This is a genomic window from Mycolicibacterium palauense (assembly GCF_002592005.1).
GTDB lineage: Bacteria > Actinomycetota > Actinomycetes > Mycobacteriales > Mycobacteriaceae > Mycobacterium > Mycobacterium palauense.
The window spans coordinates 17,960-39,890 of record NZ_NVQF01000008.1 but is presented as its reverse complement, the minus strand read 5'-3'; the positions used below and the strand labels follow the sequence as shown (position 1 = coordinate 39,890).

Here is a 21,931-nt window from a genome sequence, read left to right as displayed (position 1 = left end):
GTTCGGACGACTGATGTATTGAGGCTAACAGTGTTGCTGGTGTGTCGAATTCCTACACCGCACACAATGACTGAATCGCCGGTAGCGTTGAAGTTGTTACTGCACCAACTTTCGGTGCGGGAAGGGAGCGCAATATGAGTGAGTCAGAGCGTTCTGAAGCCTCTCCTGACGGTTTCACGACCCCGTTATCCAGCGACGATGCTGCCGAACTGGAGGAGCTGCGCCGCGAGGCGGCAGCTTTGCGCGAGCAACTGGACAGCGTGGCCGGAACGCATGCCGGGGCGCGCAGCGCGCGCGATGTGCATCAACTCGAGGCACGGATCGACTCGCTTGCCGCCCGAAACGCCAAGCTGATGGAAACTCTTAAAGAGGCCCGTCAGCAACTTCTGGCGTTGCGCGAGGAGGTCGACCGCCTGGGCCAGCCGCCCAGCGGCTACGGGGTGATGCTCGGCGTCGCCGACGACGACACGGTCGACGTGTTCACCTCGGGCCGCAAGATGCGCCTGACCTGTTCGCCCAACATCGAGGTCACCGAGCTCAAGAAGGGCCAGACGGTCCGCCTCAACGAGGCGCTGACCGTGGTCGAGGCGGGATCCTTCGAATCGGTGGGTGAGATCAGCACGCTGCGCGAGATCCTCGCCGACGGGCACCGGGCGCTCGTCGTCGGCCACGCCGACGAGGAACGCATCGTGTGGCTGGCCGAGCCGCTGCTCTCGCCGGAGGACCTGCCTGCCGAGATCGCCGAGACGCTCTCGGCCGCCGAGCTGGAGCTGCGCCCGCGCAAACTGCGTCCCGGTGACTCGCTGCTGGTGGACACCAAGGCGGGCTACGCCTTCGAGCGAATCCCCAAGGCCGAGGTCGAGGACCTGGTGCTCGAGGAGGTGCCCGACGTCAGCTACCACGACATCGGTGGCCTGACCCGGCAGATCGAGCAGATCCGCGACGCCGTGGAGCTGCCGTTCCTGCACAAGGACCTCTACAAGGAGTACGCACTGCGCCCGCCCAAGGGGGTGCTGCTCTACGGCCCGCCGGGGTGCGGCAAGACGCTGATCGCCAAGGCCGTCGCCAACTCGCTGGCCAAGAAGATGGCGGAACTGCGCGGCGAGGACTCTCGCGAGGCCAAGTCGTACTTCCTGAACATCAAGGGCCCCGAGCTGCTGAACAAGTTCGTCGGCGAAACCGAACGGCATATCCGGCTGATCTTCCAGCGGGCCCGGGAGAAGGCCTCCGAGGGAACCCCGGTGATCGTGTTCTTCGACGAGATGGACTCGATCTTCCGCACCCGCGGCACCGGCGTCAGCTCCGATGTGGAGACCACGGTGGTGCCGCAGCTGCTCAGCGAGATCGACGGCGTGGAAGGCCTGGAGAACGTCATCGTCATCGGCGCCTCCAACCGCGAGGACATGATCGACCCGGCGATCCTGCGGCCCGGCCGCCTGGACGTCAAGATCAAGATCGAGCGGCCCGACGCCGAGTCTGCGCAGGACATCTTCAGCAAGTACCTCACCGAGGACCTGCCGGTGCACGCCGAGGACCTGGCCGAGTTCGGCGGCGACCGCCCGCTGTGCATCAAGGCGATGATCGAGAAGGTCGTCGACCGGATGTACGCCGAGATCGACGACAACCGGTTCCTGGAGGTCACCTACGCCAACGGTGACAAGGAAGTCATGTACTTCAAGGACTTCAACTCCGGGGCCATGATCCAGAACGTCGTCGACCGGGCGAAGAAGAACGCGATCAAGAGCGTGCTGGAGACCGGCCAGCCGGGTCTGCGTATCCAGCACCTGCTGGATTCGATCGTCGACGAGTTCGCCGAGAACGAGGACCTGCCCAACACCACCAACCCCGACGACTGGGCGCGGATCTCGGGTAAGAAGGGCGAGCGCATCGTCTACATCCGCACGCTGGTCACCGGCAAGTCGTCGAGTGCCAACCGCGCGATCGACACCGAGTCGAACCTGGGCCAGTACCTGTAACAGAGCGCGGGCCCGGGTCAGTCGGTGCGCAGCGAGTAGCTGTTGGTCAGGTCGTCCTGCAGTACCTGGGCGGCCTGACTGCTCGTGTCCACCCGAAGCTCGGCGTCCAGGGTGCGCGCCCGGTAGCTCCAACCCGCCGGCAGCGACAACCGGGCGCCCAGCCCGGGCAGGTCGGCGGCCTGCAGCGCGGGATCGACAACCTGGCTGAAGGTCTGCATGATCCAGCGGCGGCCGTCGGGGTCGACGAGCTCGTAGACTTCGCTGCCGGCGTCGTAGACGAACGTGGCGTTGCGGGTCACGGTGTTGGGCAGGTAGGGCGCCGGATTCATCGACGTCAGCGCCACGGTGGCCTGCCGCATCATCTCGATGCCGCCGAAGGTCCTGGTCTCCGGCTCGGCGGGCGGGACCTTCTCGATGTCGTCCATCAGCCAGTACCGGGGTCCGTTGAGCAGGGCGGCGACCGCGCCGTTGTCCCTGGCCAGGGCGTCGGCGTCCAGCCGCGACCACTGCTGCGCCGGGCAGTCGTTGAGCGGGTAGGTGTTGTACACCGTCGCCCGCGGCCCGTCCGGCGAGGTCTCGATCAGCAGCACCTCGCCGTAGCGCTGCCCGCGTTTGCTGCCGTGCCGGCTTCGTCCGGTTGTCATGTCGGTCGTCCCTCCATCTCCGGATAGGCCTCCAGGTAGGCGTCTCGGCCGGCCAGGCTGACCGCCACGTCGGCGATCAGCGGATCGAAGAACCGCTGCCGGTAGAGCGGGTCGACGCTGGTGCTCACGGTGAAATACAGCCCGGACAGCACCGCGACGAACAGCGAGATGTGCACCACCGTCTGCGGGATCGGGATGTGGATGCCGAACCAGGTGCCGTCGCAGGGGTCGCCCTGCGGGCAGGCCGGCTCGCCGGACCACAGGACCGTGACGTCGTCGGGCACGGCGATGACACCCAGCCCGAGGAAGAACACGAACAGCCCCACGGTGAACAGGACGACCTGGATGGCCTGCGACACCACCATCACCGCGACGACGTTGGCCTGCTCGGCGAAGGACAACGGGGTCTGCTGCAAGGAGCCCGGGGCGACACAGTCGGCCAGCGGGGTCCCGGCCAGCAGCACCGACGGGTCGCGGTCGTCGGAGCGGTCCTCGCGCAGCGCGGTCACCTCGTCGCGGATGGTGGCGACCATGAACACGATCGCGACCAGCGCCAGGAATCCGATGGTCTGCCACAGCCGTTCGCGCGACATCCGCGCCGCGAGCTGCCAGAGCTCCCCGGTGAAGAACACCACCACCGTCAGCATCAGCAACGGCAGCGCGCGGCTCATCAACGTGCCCAGCGCACCGAGCTGCACCCAGGCGAACCGGAACGCCCACAGGGCGATCGACCCGAACCCGAGATAGGTCAGCCACACCGCCGCGACGGCGATCCCGGCGAAGATCGGCATCTCGGCGAGCACCGCCGCCGACCAGCCGTTGGCCGCGACGGGCGGTGCCACCACGAACAACGCCATCACCGCCAGCGCCGCGGTGCGCCTGCCCACCTGGCTGCGGGTGGTGCCGATGCGGTGCAGCACGTAGAGGACGAACGGGCCCGCGGCCAGCACCGCCGTGAGCACCGCCAGCCGCAGGACATAGGCCGGGTCGGGGGAGCCGCCGGTCAGCTCGGCCAGCAGCATCGTGAGCGCAACCAGCGCGCCCATCGCGCTGACCACCGGGGCGGTGCGTTCGATCAGGGCGCGGGACCGGACCCGGCGGTCCAGTACCAGTGGCAGGCCGCGGTGCAGGAACCACTCGTGCACCCGGCGCATCTCGGCCACGCCGATATTCTGCGCGCTGCGCCGCGGCGCCGGGACCGACACGCGTGCTCAGCGTCCCGAACCGGCGGTGTACGTCCGGTAGCGGTTGCGGGCCACCAGCGTCAGCCGCAGGTCGTCGAGCTGCGGGTCCTGGAAGCGGCTGCGGTACTCCTCGTCGCCGACGGTGCGCGCGGCGATGTACATGAACGTCATCGCGCCCAGGAACATGCTGGTGTGGATCAGGGCCTGGGGGACCGGGAAGGTCATCCCCAGGATCGTCCCGTCGGGTGTGCCGGTGTTGCGTGTCCACTCCGCCAGCAGCCGGGGGCTGACCAGGATCAGCCCCAGCACGAAGAAGATCAGCATCGTCACCACGGCCACCGTCAGGACCTGGGCCACCTGCGAGGCGGCGAGGACGAAGACCACGTTGATCCGTTCTCCGCGGGACAGGGGAGGGTTGACCCTGCGGTCGCCCATGCCGGCGAACGGGGTGCCCGCCAGCCGCGCCGTGTCCTCGGGGTTGTCCCGGCGCGAGGCCAGCATCGGCCGGGCCCGGTCCAGCGCGCTGGACACCATGAACGCCACCGCCAGCAGGCCGAGGAAGGCCAGCCCGAGGGTTAGGCGGCCCCGGCCGACGATGGCGGCCATCAGCCAGACGTAGGTGTTGAAGAACACCAGCACCGTCAGCAGCACCACCGGCAGCGAGCGGACGAACAGGCCGCCGGTCAGGGCGAGATTGGACAGCGTCACCCGGGTGGCCCAGCCCAGCACGGAGCCAACCCCGGTCGCCGTGCACACCAGCACCAGCCCGATCCCCACCGCCACCAGCAGCAGGTCCGGCAGCAGGTAGGGACTCGGGCCGCCGAAGATCCCCCCCAGCACGGCCACCACCGTCGACACGGTTGCGGCTCCGGTCCGCCCGCGGCGGTCCAGCCTCGACACCCACCAGCCCGTCACCGCGGCCAGCGGCAGCACGAGCACCACGACCGCCAGGACGAACCATTCGGCGCGGGTGGGTTCGCCGCCGATGTCGATGGTGTGCTTGCCGGTCAGCACCACCACCAGCACCGACGCCGCCATCATCACCGCGAACCCGGCCAGTGCCGGCGCCGAGCGCGCCAGCAGCCGGCGCGGCAGCCGGCCCGGTCGCAGCACCGCGGGCAGCCCGCGGTCCAGGAACCATTTCTCGGCGGTGAGCCGCAGATGCGGGTCGGGCGGCACGGTCGTCACGGCAGCACCCTAACCAGCGATCGCCCCGGGCGTGCGGTTGCCGGCCCGGCCGGCACCGCAGGCCGTCCGGTGTCCCGGGCCGCCCGGACCCGGGTAGGGCCGAAGGCGGTGTTCGGGCGTCGCCTAGGCTTGAACCATGCAGCGGATCATCGGGACCGAGGTCGAGTACGGAATCTCCTCGCCGTCCGACCCGACCGCAAATCCGATTCTGACGTCCACCCAGGCGGTACTGGCCTACGCGGCCGCCGCCGGGCTGCAGCGCGCCAAGCGCACCCGGTGGGACTACGAGGTCGAGTCGCCGCTGCGCGACGCGCGCGGATTCGACCTGAGCCGCACCTCGGGCCCGCCGCCGATCGTCGACGCCGACGAGGTGGGCGCGGCCAACATGATCCTGACCAACGGTGCCCGGCTCTACGTCGACCACGCCCACCCGGAGTACTCGGCCCCCGAGGTCACCGATCCGCTCGACGCGGTGATCTGGGACAAGGCCGGGGAACGGGTGATGGAGGCCGCCGCGCGCCACGTCGCCTCGGTGCCGGGCGCGGCCAAACTCCAGCTGTACAAGAACAACGTCGACGGCAAGGGTGCCTCCTACGGCTCCCACGAGAACTATCTGATGAGCCGGCAGACGCCGTTCTCGGCGGTGATCGCGGGGTTGACGCCGTTCCTGGTGTCGCGCCAGGTGGTCACCGGTTCCGGCCGCGTCGGGCTCGGGCCCTCCGGGGACGAGCCGGGATTTCAGCTGTCGCAACGTTCGGACTACATCGAGGTCGAGGTCGGGCTGGAGACCACTCTCAAGCGCGGCATCATCAACACCCGCGACGAACCGCACGCCGACGCCGACAAATACCGTCGCCTGCACGTCATCATCGGAGACGCCAACCTGGCCGAGACGTCGACGTATCTGAAGGTGGGGGCCACCTCGCTGGTGCTCGACCTGATCGAGGAGGGCCCCCAGCACGGCCTGGACCTCTCCGATCTGGCCCTGGCCCGGCCGGTGCACGCCGTCCACGTGATCAGCCGCGACCCGGGCCTGCGCGCCACCGTCGCGCTGGCCGACGGGCGCGAGCTGACCGGGCTTGCGCTGCAGCGTATCTACCTGGACCGGGTGGCCAAGCTGGTCGACGCCCGGGACCCCGACCCCCGGGCCAACCACGTGCTGGAGACCTGGGCGCACGTACTGGACCTGCTCGAACGGGACCCGATGGAGTGTGCCGACCTGCTGGACTGGCCCGCCAAACTGCGCCTGCTGGAGGGGTTCCGGCAGCGCGAGAACCTGGCCTGGTCGGCGCCGCGCCTGCACCTGGTGGACCTGCAGTACTCGGATGTGCGCCTGGACAAGGGGCTCTACAACCGGCTGGTCGCGCGCGGGTCGATGAAGCGGCTGGTCACCGAGCAGCAGGTCATCGACGCGGTGGACAATCCGCCGACCGACACCCGGGCGTATTTCCGGGGCGAGTGTCTGCGCCGGTTCGGCGCCGACATCGCGGCGGCCAGCTGGGACTCGGTCATCTTCGACCTGGGGGGCGACTCGCTGGTGCGCATCCCGACCCTGGAACCGCTGCGCGGCAGCAAGGCCCACGTGGGGACGCTGCTGGACTCGGTGGACAGCGCCGCGGAGCTGGTGGAGCAGCTGACGAACTGACCCCCGATACCCCACTGATACCGACTGATACCCGGCAAGATGTGTGCCGACCGGTAGGGTGGAGACACCCGGCGGCGCCTGTCCCGCGAGACCCAGGCAACACGTCCGACCGCCGATGACGAAGCAGGAGGCAGCGATGGCTCAGGAGCAGACCAAGCGTGGTGGTGGCGGCGGCGAAGACGACGACGTCACCGGCAGCACTGCCGCGGGCCAGGAGCGTCGCGAGAAGCTGACCGAGGACACCGACGATCTGCTGGACGAGATCGACGACGTGCTGGAAGAGAACGCCGAGGACTTCGTCCGCGCATACGTTCAAAAGGGCGGACAGTGACCTGGCCGACCCACGATCGCCTGGCCACCAGTTCCCCCGTCACCGACCTTTCGTCGTTCTCTGAGTACCTGCGCAGGCAGGCCCCGGAGCTGCTGCCCGCATTGCGGGGCGGCCCGGCCGGCGCGGATGCCGCCGCGTCGGCGGAGCTGCCGCACGGCACGACGATCGTCGCCCTGAAGTACCCGGGTGGGGTGCTCATCGCCGGCGACCGCCGCTCCACCCAGGGGCACATGATCGCCGGGCGTGACGTGCAGAAGGTGTACATCACCGACGACTACACCGCCACCGGCATCGCCGGGACCGCGGCGATCGCCGTCGAGTTCGCCCGGCTCTACGCCGTCGAGCTGGAGCACTACGAGAAGCTCGAGGGCATCGCGCTGACGTTCGCCGGCAAGGTGAACCGGCTGGCGATCATGGTGCGCGGCAACCTCGGCGCCGCGCTGCAGGGGTTCGTGGCGCTGCCGCTGCTGGTGGGCTACGACCTCGACGACCCTAACCCGCAGGGCGCGGGCCGCATCGTGTCCTTCGACGCCGCGGGCGGCTGGAACGTCGAGATCGAGGGCTACCAGTCGGTGGGCTCGGGCTCGCTGTTCGCCAAGTCCTCGATGAAGAAGCTGTACTCGAACGTCCGCGACGCCGACTCGGCGTTGCGGGTGGCCGTCGAGGCTCTCTACGACGCCGCCGACGACGACTCGGCGACCGGTGGGCCCGACCTGGTGCGCGGGATCTACCCGACCGCGGTCACCATCGACGCCGAGGGGGCGGTCGACGTGCCCGAGCAGCGGATCGCCGAACTGGCCCGGGAGATCGTCGAAAGCCGCTCCCGTGCGGACACGTTCGGTCCCGATGACAGATCGACGGTCAACGAGGCGCCGCGAGGTGGTGCATGAGCTTCCCGTATTTCATCTCGCCCGAACAGGCGATGCGCGAGCGCAGCGAGCTCGCACGCAAGGGCATCGCCCGGGGGCGCAGCGTGGTGGTGCTGGCCTACGCCGGCGGTGTGCTGTTCGTCGCCGAGAACCCGTCTCGGTCGCTGCAGAAGGTCAGCGAACTCTACGACCGGGTCGGGTTCGCCGCGGTGGGCAGGTTCAACGAGTTCGACAGCCTGCGCCGCGGCGGCATCCAGTTCGCCGACACCCGCGGCTACGCCTACGACCGCCGCGACGTGACCGGCCGCCAGCTGGCCAACGTCTACGCGAACACGCTGGGCACCATCTTCACCGAGCAGGCCAAGCCCTACGAGGTCGAGCTGTGTGTGGCCGAGGTGGCGCACTACGGCGAGACCAAGGCCCCGGAGCTCTACCGCATCACCTACGACGGCTCGATCGCCGACGAACCCCAGTTCGTGGTCATGGGCGGCACCACCGACCCGATCGTGGCGGCGCTGAAGGACACCTACACCGCCAACGCCGAACTCGATGTGGCGGTGCGCACCGCGGTCAACGCGCTGCAGGCGGTCGAGGGCAACGGCGAGCCGCGGACGCTGACCGGGGCCACGCTGGAGGTGGCCATTCTGGACGCCAACCGGCCGCGACGGGCATTTCGCCGGATCACCGGCGCGGCGCTCGACGCGCTGCTGCCGGAATCGGACTCGGGGTCGGGGTCGGGGTCGGAGAGCTAGCCCCGGGCCGGTCGCTCAGCCGGCCGGCACCATGGTGCTCCAGTTGCCGGTCAGCTTCCGCGCGTAGAGCCAGCCGGCGTACATCTGCTCGGCACGGTCGCGGCTCATCTGCGGTTCGAACGTCCGGTCCGGAGCCCAGGCGGCCGCCAGATCGTCGAGACCGGAGTGCATCCCGGTCGACAGCGCCGCCGCCAGCATGACCCCGAAGATGGTGGCCTCGGTGTTCCGCGGCCGCACCACCGGGATTCCGAGGATGTCGGCCTGCAGCTGGCACAGCAGGTCGTTCCTGACCGCCCCGCCGTCGACACGCAGCTCGTCGAAGACGAACGAGGAGTCGGCGCGCGCCGCGTCCAGCACGTCGCGGGTCTGGTACACCATCGACTCGACGGCGGCCCGGATGATGTGAAGCCGCGTGGTGGTGTTGCTGATTCCCACGATCGCCGCCCGGGCGTGGGGATCCCAGGTCGGTGCGGCCAGACCGGTGAAGGCGGGAACCAGATAGACGCCCTCGGTGCTGGCGACCTGACCGGCATACCACTCGCTGTCCGGGGCGGCATGGATCAACTGCAGTTCGTCGCGCAGCCACTGCATGGTCTTGCCCATCGCGAAGGCGACGCCCTCGACCTCGTAGGCCACCCGACCGCCGATACCCCACGCCACGCTGGGCGTCAGCCCGCTGATCCGCCGCGGCGCGGCGCCGCTGTTGACGTTGAGGACACCGGCCGTGCCGAAGGTCATCTTGGCCTGCCCCTCGCGGTAGCCGGCCTGGCCGAACAGCCCGGCCTGCTGGTCGCCCAGGGTGGCGCGGATGGGCACCGGGGTGCCGAAGGTCGCCTCCAGATCGCCGAAATGCGCATCGGAGGGCCGGATCTCGGCGAGCATCCGGCGCGGAATCCCGTAGTGGCCGAGCAGCTCGTCGTCCCAATCCAGCGTGTGCAGGTTCATCATCATGGTGCGTGACGCGTTGGAGTAGTCGGTGACGAACGACCGCCGGCCGGTGAGATTCCAGATCAGCCACGAGTCGACGGTGCCGGCCAGCAGTTCACCGCGTTCGGCGCGCTGCTGGGCGCCGGGGATGCGGTCGAGCATCCAGCGGATCTTCGAGGCGGCATAGAGGGCGTCGGGGATCAGGCCGGTGCGGTCCTCGATGAGCCCGCCGATCCCGGCGTCCACCCAGGCCTGCACCACGTCAACCGATTGCCGCGACGCCCACACCACGGCATTGTGGACGGGCCGGCCCGAGTCCTTCTCCCAGACCAGTGCGGTTTCGCGCTGGTTGGTCAGCCCGGCCACCGACAGCTGTGCGGGGGTGATCCGCGCGTCGCGCAGTGCGGCCCGGATGACCTCCAACTGCACACTGAGGATCTGCATCGGGTCGTGTTCGATGCAGCCCGGACGCGGATAGAGCTGGGTCAGCTCGGCCTGACCGAACCCACGGACCACGGCCCCGTCGTCGATCACGAAGGCGCGGGCGCTGGTGGTGCCCTCATCGATGCCGAGGATGTACTGGGCCATTCTCCGTCTCACGATCTGATGGGCGTCGGCCGGATCACGGATGCTGCAGGCGGGGTATCAGGGCAACGGCGGCCCGGTGTCGCCCGCGACCACGACGTTGACGCCGTCGAGGCGCAGGGTGCGGATCCGGTCCTCGGGGGTCCCGTTGTCGACGATGACGGTGTCGAAGTCGCGCAGCGGTCCGAAGGCATGCAGCGCGCGCTGCTCGAACTTCGAGTGGTCCAGGTAGGCGATGCGGGTGCGGGCCGATTCGAACATCGCCCTTTTGACCAACACGGTGTCGTGATGCTGGTGAAAACAGATGCCGTCGGTCACCGCCGAGGTCGACATGAGTGCGACGTCGGCGCGGATGCTGCGCAGCGCGTTGATGGTCAGCGAGCCCATATAGGCGCGGCACCACGGGTAATACAGCCCGCCGAGTGCGATCACGTTCAGCCCGGGCTGGCTGGTGAGCTGGTCGAGCGCCGACTGGAAGTTGGTGATGACGGTCAGCGGCTGGCGGTCGGCCAGCTGGCCCACCAGGCTCAGCCCGGTGGTGGAGTCGTCGATGATCACCGACTGGCCGGGTTCGATCATCTCCAGCGCGACCTGGGCCACGGCGCGTTTCGCGGCGACGTTCTGCCGCGCCCGGAACTCGGTGCTGGCCTCCGACAGCGTGCTCGGCAGCGCGGTCACCAGGCCCCGGGTCTTGCGGATGAGCCCCTGGCTCACCAGTGTGTCGAGGTCGCGGTGCACCGTCATCAGACTGACCCCGAACTCCTCGGGAAGATCCTCGATCTTCACCGATCCGGCTCCCATCACCATCTCCAGGATGGCGGCGCGGCGATCGTCCGGCCCGACCGGCTGCTCGGCCCGCCCGTCGCGGCGTAGTCGACCGTCGGCCGGGGACTTCGGCATGCGGGCCTCCTCTTCACGTGCCGGTACGGAAGGGGCCGAACCGCAGGCCCCTTCCGTACCCTGTTCACCTCAGGCTGTTCACCTCAGACTAGGCGCCTCAGACTATGCGCCTCAGACTTATGTGCCTGCCGGTCTCGGCCCGGCGGGTCGGCGCAGAATCGGCTCAGGTCTGCTTCAGCTGTTCGTTGGACAGGTCACCCGAGGCCAGATTCTGGGCGACCAGCGCCGGAAGCTCGGCCAGGAACGCATCCTTGTCGGTGACGACGTTCGCGTAGTACTGGTCCACGTTCTCCGGGGTGATCGGCGGCATCGTGTAGGTGTAGAGCGTGTCGACGGGTTCACCGCGCGCGGCGCGCAGCGCCACGGCCAGCCCCTCGGCCATCTCCACCCGCCCGTGCTGCAGCGACGTTCCGATGAACTTGCCGTCGCGGACCGCTTCCAGTCCATCCTGGATGCCGTCGATGCCCACCACCGGAACGGACCTGCCGGCCTCGGCCAGCGCCTGCACCGCGCCCAGGCCCATGTCGTCGTTCTCCGAGACGATGCCGTCCACCCGGTCGCCGAAGCTCGACAGCCAGTTCTTCACCTTGTTGACCGCCTCGTCGCGCTTCCAGTTGGCGGTGTCCATGGCCAGGATCGTGATGTCGGGGTAGTCGGCGAGGGTCTGTTTGATCCCCTTGGTGCGGTCCAGCTCGGGTGAGGAGCCCAGCGGGCCCTGCAGGACCACGATGTTGCCCTTGCCGCCGAGCTTGTCGGCCATCATCTGCATCTCCTGTGCGCCCGCGGCCACGTCGTCGGGCAGCACCGAGGAGGCCAGCGCGCTGGAGTCGGCCAGGGCCGTGTTCACCGCGATCACCGGGATGCCGGCGGCCTGGGCCGAAGCCATCTGGGGAGCAAGGGAATCGGCCTGGACGGGGACGATGACGATGGCGTCGACCTGCTGGTTGATCAGCTGGTCGACCTGGGCCGCCTGGGTGGCCACGTCACCGTTGGCCGAGTTCCACAGCAGGTCGATGTTGTTGTCCTTGGCGAAGGCCTCCATGCCCTCCTGACCCTGGGTGATGAACGAGGACATGTCGTAGACGGTGACCCCGATGCGGGTCGGTTGTTCACCGTCGGCCCGGCCGGAACTGGGGTCGCCGGCGCCGCAGGCCGACAGCGCGGCGACCAGCAGCGCGGCCGCCACGAGCCACCGGGCGCGCGAGAATCTGGAGAACATACAGCAGTGCCTTTCTCTAGGGGTTGGAGCGAAGAGATTGGGAAATGCGTTGCGGCTCAGTTACTTCGGCGCCGCGTCGCCCAGACGTCGACGGCGACCGCGGCGATGATCAGCACGCCGCTGATCACCTTCTGCCAGTACGCGGGCACCACCAGGATGTCCAGGCCGTTGTTCAGGGTCTGGATCAGCATGAGGCCCAGCAGGGTCCCCCACACCGACCCGCGCCCGCCGAGCAGGCTGGCCCCGCCGATGACGACGGCGGCGATGGCGGCCAGTTCGTAACCGGAACCCAGGTTGGGCGGTCCGGAGATGACCCGGGAGGACAGGATGACGCCGGACAGGCCGGCCAGGGCGCCGCTGAGGACATAGACCGAGATCAGGATCCGGTCGGATCGGACCCCGGCCACGTCGGCGGCGGTCCGGTTGCCCCCGACGGCGTAGACCTGCAGGCCGAACGACGTCTTGCGCAGCACCAGATAGGCGAGGACGAAGCCGGCGACCATGATCAGCACGGGAATGCGCACGCCGAGCACCTGGGTGTTCGCGATCGCCCCCCACTCGGCGGGCAGCCCGTTGATGGGTGCGCCGCCGCCCAGTACGTAGGCGAAGCCGGAGCCCGCGGTCAGGGTGCCCAGGGTGGCCACGAACGGGGCCACCCCGAGCTTGCTGACCACCAGGCCGTTGATCAGACCGATCACCAGTCCCACGCCGACACCGGCGAACAGCCCCAGCCAGATCAGCTCGGGATGCCCCACCACGATGGACGAGGCCGTCATCGCGCCCACCGCGATGACGCTGCCGACGGACAGGTCGATGCCGCCGGTGAGGATCACGAACGTCTGCCCGAGAGCCACCAGTGCGAACGGCGCGGCGGCCACCAGGATGGTCAGGGCGTTCTCGGGCGTGGCGAACCGGGCGCTGCGGTAGCTGAAGTAGGCCATCACCAGCAGCAGCACCAGGACCATCGAGTTGCGGATCGCGAAGTTGGTCAGCCAGGCCCGGTCGAGACGGCGACGTGCCGCGGGCACGGTGTCCGGTGGCGGCAGTATTGCCGCCGGGGATGCGGTTGACATGCTGTCCTCTCGATCGGTGCCGGGCTCGGTGCGGGCAGAAGTCACGCGGCCCCGTCCCGTTCGCCGGTCTCCTGGCCGCTGGCGTAGCGGAAGATGCGTTCCTGGGCGTCGTCGGCGTCGAGCTGCTGCCGGGTCAGTTCGCCGGCGATGCCGCCGGCGCGGATGACCAGGACCCGGTGGCTGAGCCCGATGAGTTCGGGCATGTCGGAACTGACCAGCACGACGGTCAGCCCGTCGGCGGCCAGGTCGCGCACGATGGAGTAGATCTCGCCGCGGGCGCCGACGTCGACGCCTCGGGTCGGTTCGTCGAGCAGCAGCACCGAGCAGTCCCGGGTCAGCCATCGCGCCAGCACGATCTTCTGCTGGTTGCCCCCCGACAGGTTGCCGACCAGCTGTCCGAGACCGGTCGATTTCAGCCGCACGGACTCGGTGGCCGCCGAGACCGCGGCCGACCGGGTCCGCTCACGCAACCACCCGGCGGTGGAGAACGCGCTCAGGTGCGGCAGGCTGCCGTTGTCCAGAACCGACTGTGTCAGAACCAGACCGGCGCCCTTGCGGTCCTCGGGGACCAGCGAGATCCCCGCCCGGATCGCGTCGCGCACGTGCCCGCGCCGCACCCGGCGCCCGTCGATCTCGATGGTGCCCGCAACCGATGGCCGCACCCCGAAGACGGCCTCGACGATCTCGCTGCGACCCGCGCCGACCAGCCCGCCCAGGCCCAGGATCTCGCCCTTGCGAACATCGAGGTCCACGGTCGGGCCGCCGGTGTGCAGCTGCAGACCGCGCACCGACAGCCCGGCCTCAGTGCCGGCTGGGCTGCCGGCTGGGCTGCCGGCCGGGGTGCCGGCTGGGCTGCCGGCTGGGCTGCCGGCCGGGGTGATCTCGGGGAACAGGTTGTCCAGTTCGCGGCCGATCATCGCCTGCACGATTCCGTCCGGTGTGGTCTCGGCCAGCGGTGCGTCGAGTACGAGCTGACCGTCGCGCAGGACCACGACATGGTCGGCGAGTTCTTCGATCTCGGCCATCCGGTGCGTCGTGTAGAGCATCGCCACGCGCTGCGACTTGAGGGTGCGCACCACCTCGTAGAGCCGCTCGACCTCGCGGTCGGGAATCGTCGAGGTCGGCTCGTCGAGCAGCAGTACCTTGGCGCCCCAGGTGGTCGCCTTGGCGATCTCGACCAGTTGGACCAGCGCGATCGGCAGGTCGCCCATCCGGGTCTTCACATCGAGCTGCACGCCGAGGGTCGCGAGCATCTCGCGGGCCCGTGCGGCCATCTCGCGGCGGTCCAGGGTACCCAGCCGGGTGTGCAGTTCTCGACCCACGAACAGGTTCTCGTAGACGGTCAGTTCGGGATAGGGCGCCAGCTCCTGCGGCACGATGCCCACCCCGAGGTTGCGTGCGAGCTTGGGGTCGGGGTGCTGCAGTTCGGTGCCGTCGACGTGGACGTGTCCGGCGTCGGGGCGCAACTGCCCGGTGACGATCTTCATCAGCGTCGACTTGCCGGCGCCGTTCTCGCCGGCGAGCACCGTCAGCTCCCCGGGATGCAGGGAGAACGAGATGTCGCGCAGTACCGGAACGCCGCCGAACGCCTTCGCGACGTGGCTGACGTGTAGCGCTGCCGGCATTCGGTGCTCCTCTGCTGGGGCCGCAACTGTGCGGTGCGAGAAAGATAACGTTCCATGTGATATTAATCAATGCCTAGACATTAGAAATCTCGTCTGAGATGTTATGAAGCCAGTGGATCGGGCCGCCGCCCGCCGCAGGAGCGTAAGGAATCGACCGGTGACGAAACTCTTTGATGATCCGAGAGCGTTCAGCGAGGACCTGCTGGCCGGGTTCTGCGACCTCTATGCCGACCGTGTGCTCTCGGTCCGGGGCGGTGTCGTACGGGCCAGTGCGGCGCCGGGCAAGGTGGCCGTCGTCGTCGGCGGCGGATCCGGTCACTACCCGGCGTTCTGCGGCATCGTGGGAACGGGTTTCGCCGACGGTGCCGTGGTCGGCAACGTGTTCACCTCGCCCTCGACCCAGGATGCGTACTCGGTCGGGCGGGCCGCATCCAACGGCGCCGGGCTGCTGTTCAGCACGGGCAACTACGCCGGCGACGTCATGAACTTCACGCTCGCCCAGCAGCGGTTGCGCGACGAGGGCGTCGACACCCGGGTGGTGTTCGTCACCGACGACATCGCTAGCGCTTCTCGTGAAGAAATTAACAAGCGTCGTGGTATCGCCGGCGATTTCGTGGTGTTCAAGGTGGCCGGCGCCGCCGCCGAGGCCGGGTACGACCTCGACGGTGTCGAACGAGCCGCCCGACTGGCCAACGACCGCACCCGGACCCTGGGGGTGGCGTTCGGCGGCTGCACCATGCCCGGCGCCGAGACGCCGTTGTTCAGCGTCCCGGACGGGCAGATGGGTGTCGGGCTGGGGATCCACGGCGAGCCCGGTGTCGCCGAGGCCGCACTTCCGCGTGCCGCGGAGCTGGCGCGCCGCCTCGTCGACGGCGTGCTGGCCGAGGCCCCGGGGGACACCCGCCGGGTGGGCGTCATCCTCAACGGACTCGGCGCCACCAAGTACGAGGAGCTGTTCGTCGTCTGGCGCTCGGTGGCGCCGATGCTGCGCGACGCCGGGTACACGCTCGTCGACCCCGAGGTCGGTGAACTGGTCACCAGCCTGGACATGGCGGGCTGCTCGCTGACCCTGGTGTTCCTCGACGACGAACTCGAAACCCTCTGGCGCGCACCGGCGGACACTCCGGCCTACCGCAAGGGTGGCGTCACGAGCATTCCGCCGGCCACCGAGCTGACCACCGAGCCGGCCACCGAGCCGGCCACGGCGGCGGTCGACGCGGGACGGCGCATCGTGCCGGCTGCGAGCACAGCCGGGGCCACCGAGACGGTTGAGTCCACCGAGTCCTCCGGGGCGTCACGGCGCTGCGCGCGGACCGTCGTCGGCATCCTGGCCGCGATGGCCGCCGCCGTCGACGATGCCGCCGAGGAACTCGGCCGTATCGACGCCGTAGCCGGCGACGGGGACCACGGCCGCGGCATGGCCAAGGGCACCTCGGCGGCGCTGGCCGCGGCCGTCAGCATGGCCGGCAGCACCGGCGGAACTGGCATGGCCGGCAGCACCGGCGGAACTGGCACGGCCGGCAGCACGGACCCGGGGGCCGCCACGGTGTTGCGTGCGGCCGGCGAGGCCTGGGCCGGCCAGGCCGGCGGAACCTCCGGGGTGCTCTGGGGTGCGGCGTTGTCCGCGTTGGGAAACCGGCTGGGCGACGACCGCGACGAGATCACCGGCTCCGACGTGGCCGCGGCGGTGCGCGCCGGCCTCGACGCGGTCTGCTCCCTCGGCAAGGCCGGCCCCGGAGACAAGACGATGGTGGACGCGGCGACCCCCTTCGCCGACCGGCTCGACCACGAGACGGCCCGTGGCACCCCGCTCGTCGAGGCCTGGCAGCGCGCGGCCGTCGACGCGGAGACGGCCGCGCAGGCGACGGCCGCACTGAAACCCCGCGTGGGCCGGGCCCGGCCACTGGCCGAACGCAGCGTCGGCACCCCGGACCCCGGTGCCGTGTCCTTCGCGCTGTGCGTGCGGGCCGCGGCGAACGTCCTCACGGCAGCCAACGACCCGGCAAGGAGCCCGCAGTGACCCCACCAACTGGGACCCCACCAACTGGGACCCCACCCACCGGCCTCAGGATCGTCGTCGGCGCCGACGACGCCGGCCTCGACTACAAGGACGCGCTGCGCAAGGACCTGGAGGCCGACCACCGGGTGGGCGCGGTCATCGACGTCGGGGTCGACCCGGCCGGCGAGGACCCCGCCACCGCCTACCCGCACATCGCGGTGCGCGCCGCCCGGCTGGTCGCCGACGGCGAGGCCGACCGGGCACTGCTGATCTGCGGAACCGGGCTGGGCATGGCCATCAGCGCCAACAAGGTCCCCGGAATCCGCGCCGTCACCGCCCACGACAGCTTCTCCGTCGAACGCTCGGTGCTGTCCAACAACGCCCAGGTGCTGTGTTTCGGTCAGCGCGTCGTCGGCATCGAACTGGCCCGCCGGCTGGCCAGGGAGTGGCTGGACTACCAGTTCGACCCGGCCTCGGCATCGGCGGCCAAGGTCGACGCCATCACCGAGTACGAGCCGGCCGGCGGCTGCTGAGACAACCGAGGAGGATCACCATGAGTACCGAACCCGTCACCGACCCCCAGGCGGATGCCGATTTCACGCTCGCCGGCCGGGTGGCCGTCGTCACCGGCGGCGCCTCCGGAATCGGCGCCGCGATCGCGTCGGCGTATGCCGCCAGGGGCGCCCGCGTGGCGATCCTGGACCTCTCGCTACCCGCCGCAGTCGAGCACGCCCACAGCCTCGGGGCCGACCACACCGCGGTGGCGTGCGACGTCAGCTCCCCGGAGTCGGTCGGCGCGGCGGTCGACCAGGTGGCCGACCGGTTCGGGCGGATCGACATCCTGGTCAACTGCGCCGGTGTGGCGCTGCTGGCCCCGGCCGAGGAGCTGGACGTCAAGGACTGGGAGAAGACCCTCGCGATCAACCTCACCGGGACCTTCCTGATGTGCCAGAAGGTCGGCGTACTGATGCGCCGCCAGGGCTACGGGCGGGTGGTGAACCTGGCCTCCCAGGCGGCCAGCGTCGCGATCGCCGAGCACGCCGCCTACTGCGCGTCGAAGTTCGGCGTGCTCGGCCTGACCAAGGTGCTCGCCCTGGAGTGGGGCGGTCATGGCATCACCGCCAACACCATCAGCCCCACCGTCGTGCTCACCGAGCTGGGGCGCAACGCATGGCAGAACGAGAAGGGCGACCGGCTCAAGGCGCAGATCCCGACGGGCCGCTTCGCCTATCCCGAGGAGATCGCCGCGGCCGCGGTGTTCCTGGCCTCCGGTGCGGCCGCGATGATCAACGGTGCCGACCTCCTGGTGGACGGCGGTTACACCATCCGGTGACCCGGGCTCAAGGGAGAGCGCTCAGCCGCGCTCGTTCCTGTTCCAGAGCTGATGGGTGAGCCCACTGGCCGAGATCACCGTCTCTATCGTGAAGCGGTTCTCGACGCCGCCCAGGCCCTCCCACAGCGACACGCCGCGGCCGAGGGTGACGGGCACGATCACCAGGTGCATGAAGTCGATCAGGTCGGCCCGAAGGAACTGCCGCACCGTCGAGGGGCCACCGCCGATGCGGACGTCGCGACCGTTGGCGGCCTGCCGGGCCAGCCCCAACACCTCGCGCGGCGACGCGTCGACGAAATGAAAGCTGGTGCCGTTGGGGAAGTCGATGGGGGCGCGCGGATAATGGGTCATGACGAACACCGGTGTCCGGAACGGCGGCTCGTCGCCCCACCAGCCCCGCCACCCGTCGTCCGGCCACTCGCCGAGCTGGGGGCCGAACTTGCGGCGTCCCATGATCTCGGCGCCGATGCCCTGACCCCACAGGCTGGTCAGGGCGCGGTCCAGCGTGACGGGTTCATTCACCCGGTCGACCCCGTGGATCACGCGTCCGTCGAACCAGTTGAACAACCGTTCGGCACCGCCGATCGGGGCGTCGAACGTCACGTCCTCGCCGGCGGCATAGCCGTCGAGAGAGACGTTCATGTTGTGTACCCGGGTGCGTGACATGGGTGATTCCTTACCTTGATCGGACGGTGTGGATCGGACGGCGTGGATCGGACGGTGTGGATCGGACGGTGTTGATTCGGATGGACCTGCGACGCATGTACCGACCGGCGAGGGAGATCGGACTCATCGGGACCCATCGGGCTCCCCGCGCGGGGCCCACGATCCCGTCGTGGCGCCGACCCGCTGCGCCCACCCTCGCCAGCGGGTAGTTTCGTCGTGACGTCAGTGGTTGGGGGGCGCGATGACATCGACGGTGGACACCGCCGACGCCGGCCATGAGGTGACCCGCGGTCCGGTCCACCGGCGTTCCTGGTCCTGGTGGTGGCGGCCGTCGTCGGTGACGCTCAAGCTCGTCATGGCCGGAACCGGTGTGGTGTTCGCGCTGTTCGTGCTCGTGCACATGATCGGCAACCTCAAGGTCTACTCCGGGGCCGCGCATTTCGACGCCTACGCCCACTGGCTGCGCACCCTGGCCGAGCCGCTGCTGCCCTACGAGGGCGCGCTGTGGATCTTTCGGATCGTGTTGTCGGCCTGCCTGATCGCCCACGTCGGCGCCGCGTTGCTGCTCACCGGCCGGGCGCACCGGGCCCGGGGCCGGTTCCGGCGCCGGCGGCTCGGGGTGGGCCTGTCACCGCTGGAGACGCTGCGCTCCTACACCGCACGCACCATGCTGGTCGGCGGCGTGGTTCTGCTGCTGTTCATCGTCTTCCACATCCTCGACCTCACCGTGGGTGCGCGCCCGGCGGCCAGCGCCGCCTTCGAGTCCGGGCACGCCTACGCCAACCTGGTGGCCAGTTTCAGCAGGCCCGCCGTCGGGGCCTTCTATCTGCTGGCCATGGTGGTGCTCGGCGCGCACCTTCTGCACGGCTTGTACACGGCCGTCAACGATCTCGGGGTGACCGGGCACCGGCTGCGCCAGGTCGGGGTGGCGCTGGGTGGACTGCTGGCCCTGGCGGTGATGGTCGGCAACATGACGATCCCCGTCGCGGTGTGGACCGGGGTGCTGACATGACCGGCACCGACGCCAGCCTCGACCCCGGCCCCGACCCCAGGGCCCTGCTGGACCGGTTGCGCGGTGTGGGCGCCCCGGTGGACGGGGGAGTGCCCGAGGGCGACCCCGCGCTGGCCTGGTCGCGCCGCACCCTGGACTACCGCCTGGTCAGCCCGCTGAACCGGCGCAAGTTCACCGTCATCGTCGTGGGCACCGGCCTGGCCGGCGCCGGGTGTGCCGCCGCGCTGGGAGAACTCGGCTACCACGTCGAGTCATTCACCTTCCACGACGCGCCGCGGCGGGCGCACAGCGTGGCGGCCCAGGGCGGCATCAACGCCGCGCGGGCCCGCAAGGTCGACAACGACAGCATCGCGCGGTTCGTCAAGGACACCGTGAAGGGCGGGGACTTCCGCAGCCGGGAGGCCGACTGTTTCCGGCTGGCCCGGGAGTCCGCCCGCGTCATCGACCACATGAACGCCATCGGGGCGCCGTTCGCCCGGGAGTACGGCGGCAGCCTGGCCACCCGGTCCTTCGGCGGTGTGCAGGTCTCGCGCACCTACTACACCCGCGGGCAGACCGGTCAGCAGCTGCAGATCGCCGCCAGCCAGGCGCTGCTGCGCCAGGTCGCGGCCGGCTCGGTGACCCTGCACACCCGAACCGAGATGCTCGACGTCATCGTCGAGGACGGGCGGGCCTGCGGCGTGGTGACCCGCGATCTGGTCACCGGGGAGATCGGGGCTACCACCGGGCACGCGGTGGTGCTGGCCACCGGCGGCTACGGCAACGTGTTCTTCCGTTCCACGCTGGCGCGCAACTCCAACGCGACGGCCACCTGGCGCGCGCACCTGCGCGGGGCGCTGTTCGCCTCGCCGGCGTTCATCCAGTTTCATCCGACCGCGTTGCCGGTGAACTCCGAATGGCAGTCCAAGACCATCCTGATGAGCGAGTCGCTGCGCAACGACGGGCGGATCTGGGTTCCGGCCACACCGGGCGACGACCGTGACCCCAACACCATCCCCGACTCCGAGCGTGACTACTACCTGGAGCGGATGTATCCGGCCTACGGCAACCTGTCGCCGCGCGACGTCTCCTCGCGCGCCGCCCGCGCCCAGATCGACGGCGGTCACGGGGTGGGGCCCCTGAAAAACAGTGTCTATCTGGACTTCCGGGACTCGCTGGCCCGGCTGGGCCGCGACACCATCGCCGAACGCTACGGGAACCTGTTCTCGATGTACCGCGACGCCACCGGCGAGGACCCCTACCGGGTGCCGATGCGCATCGCGCCCGGCGCGCACTTCTCGATGGGCGGCCTGTGGAGCGACTTCGACCAGATGACCTCCATCCCCGGACTTTTCGTCGCCGGAGAGGCCGGGTGGGCCTACCACGGCGCCAACCGGCTGGGGGCCAACTCTCTGCTGTCGGCCTGCGTCGACGGATGGTTCACGCTGCCGTACTCGATTCCCGACTACCTGGCCGGCCTGCTCGGCACCGCGCCGCCCGGACCCGATGCCCCGGCGGTCACCGCAACACTCGACGACGTCACCCGCCGCGTCGAGGGGCTGTTGGCCGTCGGCGGCAGTCAGGGACCCGACCGCTTCCACCGTCGGCTGGGCGAGATCCTCTACCGCGGCTGCGGCGTCTCCCGCTCGGCGGCCGGGCTGGCCGAGGCGATCGGCCGGATCGACGAGCTCAGCGCCGAGTTCCACAGCGACCTGCGGGTCGCGGGCACCGGCCGCCAGTTCAACCAGGAACTCGAGAAGGCCGGCCGGGTCGCCGATTTCCTCGGGCTGGCCAAGCTGATGTGCCTGGACGCGCTGGACCGCGATGAGTCCTGCGGCGCGCACTTCCGCACCGAGCACCAGACCCCCGGCGGCGAGGCACGGCGCGACGACGAACACTGGTGCTTCGTGTCGGCGTGGGAACACCGGGCCGACGGGCCCCAGATCCGTCACAGCGAGAAGCTGACCTTCACGGCCGTGCCACTGCAGACCCGCAACTACGCGTGAGACCGGAGACGAGGACCC

At 69.8% G+C, this 21,931-nt stretch carries 19 protein-coding genes; 10 read left to right on the top strand and 9 right to left on the bottom strand.

All coding sequences use genetic code 11. From position 1 onward, the window contains the following. Positions 1-134 precede the first annotated feature (134 nt). Positions 135-1,976 (top strand): proteasome ATPase, encoded by a 1,842-nt coding sequence (gene arc / locus CSR00_RS05235; RefSeq protein WP_099021331.1) that lies wholly within the window; start codon positions 135-137, stop codon positions 1,974-1,976. A 17-nt stretch (positions 1,977-1,993) separates the two neighbouring features. On the opposite strand, the gene CSR00_RS05230 is transcribed toward arc, so the two are convergent. Genes CSR00_RS05230 through CSR00_RS05220 form a run of 3 tightly spaced genes read right to left on the bottom strand, consistent with a single transcriptional unit; the run spans position 1,994 to position 4,983 of the window. Further along, positions 1,994-2,620 (bottom strand): hypothetical protein, encoded by a 627-nt coding sequence (locus CSR00_RS05230; RefSeq protein WP_099021330.1) that lies wholly within the window; start codon positions 2,618-2,620, stop codon positions 1,994-1,996. Next, complete coding sequence (locus CSR00_RS05225; RefSeq protein ID WP_099021398.1) at positions 2,617-3,774, bottom strand: hypothetical protein; 1,158 nt, start codon at positions 3,772-3,774, stop codon at positions 2,617-2,619. Before CSR00_RS05225 ends, CSR00_RS05230 begins: the two co-directional genes overlap by 4 nt. 57 nt (positions 3,775-3,831) lie before the next feature. Continuing rightward, the gene (locus tag CSR00_RS05220; protein WP_099021397.1) at positions 3,832-4,983 is read right to left on the bottom strand and encodes a hypothetical protein; all 1,152 of its coding nucleotides are present in this window, start codon (positions 4,981-4,983) and stop codon (positions 3,832-3,834) included. Between the two features lie 145 nt (positions 4,984-5,128). On the opposite strand from CSR00_RS05220, the gene dop reads away from it, so the two are divergent. From dop to prcA, 4 genes are all read left to right on the top strand, one after another. After that, positions 5,129-6,637, top strand: a complete 1,509-nt coding sequence (gene dop / locus CSR00_RS05215) for a depupylase/deamidase Dop (RefSeq protein ID WP_099021329.1) — start codon at positions 5,129-5,131, stop codon at positions 6,635-6,637. Positions 6,638-6,773: 136 nt separating this feature from the next. Further along, entirely contained in the window at positions 6,774-6,968 is a 195-nt protein-coding gene (locus CSR00_RS05210) for a ubiquitin-like protein Pup (RefSeq protein ID WP_099021328.1), read from the top strand. Next, complete coding sequence (gene prcB, locus CSR00_RS05205) at positions 6,965-7,858, top strand: proteasome subunit beta (protein WP_176561913.1); 894 nt, start codon at positions 6,965-6,967, stop codon at positions 7,856-7,858. Before CSR00_RS05210 ends, prcB begins: the two co-directional genes overlap by 4 nt. Continuing rightward, the gene (gene prcA, locus CSR00_RS05200) at positions 7,855-8,589 is read left to right on the top strand and encodes a proteasome subunit alpha (RefSeq protein WP_099021327.1); all 735 of its coding nucleotides are present in this window, start codon (positions 7,855-7,857) and stop codon (positions 8,587-8,589) included. Before prcB ends, prcA begins: the two co-directional genes overlap by 4 nt. 15 nt (positions 8,590-8,604) lie before the next feature. On the opposite strand, the gene CSR00_RS05195 is transcribed toward prcA, so the two are convergent. The 5 genes from CSR00_RS05195 to CSR00_RS05175 form a co-directional block, all read right to left on the bottom strand. Then, positions 8,605-10,116, bottom strand: coding sequence for an FGGY family carbohydrate kinase (locus CSR00_RS05195; RefSeq protein ID WP_245905840.1), 1,512 nt, complete (start codon positions 10,114-10,116; stop codon positions 8,605-8,607). Positions 10,117-10,161: 45 nt separating this feature from the next. Then, the gene (locus CSR00_RS05190; protein ID WP_099021325.1) at positions 10,162-11,001 is read right to left on the bottom strand and encodes a DeoR/GlpR family DNA-binding transcription regulator; all 840 of its coding nucleotides are present in this window, start codon (positions 10,999-11,001) and stop codon (positions 10,162-10,164) included. 163 nt (positions 11,002-11,164) lie between these two features. Beyond that, positions 11,165-12,220, bottom strand: a complete 1,056-nt coding sequence (locus CSR00_RS05185) for a substrate-binding domain-containing protein (RefSeq protein ID WP_099021324.1) — start codon at positions 12,218-12,220, stop codon at positions 11,165-11,167. Between the two features lie 56 nt (positions 12,221-12,276). Further along, positions 12,277-13,293 (bottom strand): ABC transporter permease, encoded by a 1,017-nt coding sequence (locus CSR00_RS05180; protein ID WP_245905839.1) that lies wholly within the window; start codon positions 13,291-13,293, stop codon positions 12,277-12,279. Positions 13,294-13,334: 41 nt separating this feature from the next. Continuing rightward, a complete protein-coding gene (locus CSR00_RS05175; RefSeq protein ID WP_099021323.1) occupies positions 13,335-14,918 on the bottom strand; it encodes a sugar ABC transporter ATP-binding protein in 1,584 nt (527 codons plus the stop codon). A gap of 157 nt (positions 14,919-15,075) precedes the next feature. Here CSR00_RS05175 and CSR00_RS05170 point away from each other — a divergent pair, with 157 nt between their 5' ends. The 3 genes from CSR00_RS05170 to CSR00_RS05160 are packed head-to-tail and all read left to right on the top strand — an operon-like array spanning position 15,076 to position 18,250. Next, a complete protein-coding gene (locus tag CSR00_RS05170; RefSeq protein ID WP_099021322.1) occupies positions 15,076-16,938 on the top strand; it encodes a dihydroxyacetone kinase family protein in 1,863 nt (620 codons plus the stop codon). Next, positions 16,935-17,450: a ribose-5-phosphate isomerase gene (locus CSR00_RS05165; RefSeq protein ID WP_099021321.1), complete on the top strand. Its 516-nt coding sequence runs from the start codon at positions 16,935-16,937 to the stop codon at positions 17,448-17,450. The genes CSR00_RS05170 and CSR00_RS05165 overlap by 4 nt, the downstream gene beginning before the upstream one ends. Before the next feature lie 20 nt (positions 17,451-17,470). Further along, positions 17,471-18,250, top strand: coding sequence for an SDR family oxidoreductase (locus CSR00_RS05160; protein WP_099021320.1), 780 nt, complete (start codon positions 17,471-17,473; stop codon positions 18,248-18,250). Between the two features lie 21 nt (positions 18,251-18,271). Here CSR00_RS05160 and CSR00_RS05155 read toward each other — a convergent pair whose 3' ends face one another. Further along, entirely contained in the window at positions 18,272-18,916 is a 645-nt protein-coding gene (locus tag CSR00_RS05155) for a dihydrofolate reductase family protein (RefSeq protein ID WP_099021319.1), read from the bottom strand. A 241-nt stretch (positions 18,917-19,157) separates the two neighbouring features. Between CSR00_RS05155 and CSR00_RS05150 the strand changes: the two genes are divergently transcribed. Together CSR00_RS05150 and CSR00_RS05145 are read left to right on the top strand one after the other, a co-directional pair. Beyond that, positions 19,158-19,928, top strand: coding sequence for a succinate dehydrogenase cytochrome b subunit (locus CSR00_RS05150; RefSeq protein WP_099021318.1), 771 nt, complete (start codon positions 19,158-19,160; stop codon positions 19,926-19,928). After that, complete coding sequence (locus CSR00_RS05145) at positions 19,925-21,913, top strand: fumarate reductase/succinate dehydrogenase flavoprotein subunit (protein ID WP_099021394.1); 1,989 nt, start codon at positions 19,925-19,927, stop codon at positions 21,911-21,913. Before CSR00_RS05150 ends, CSR00_RS05145 begins: the two co-directional genes overlap by 4 nt. Positions 21,914-21,931: the final 18 nt, after the last annotated feature.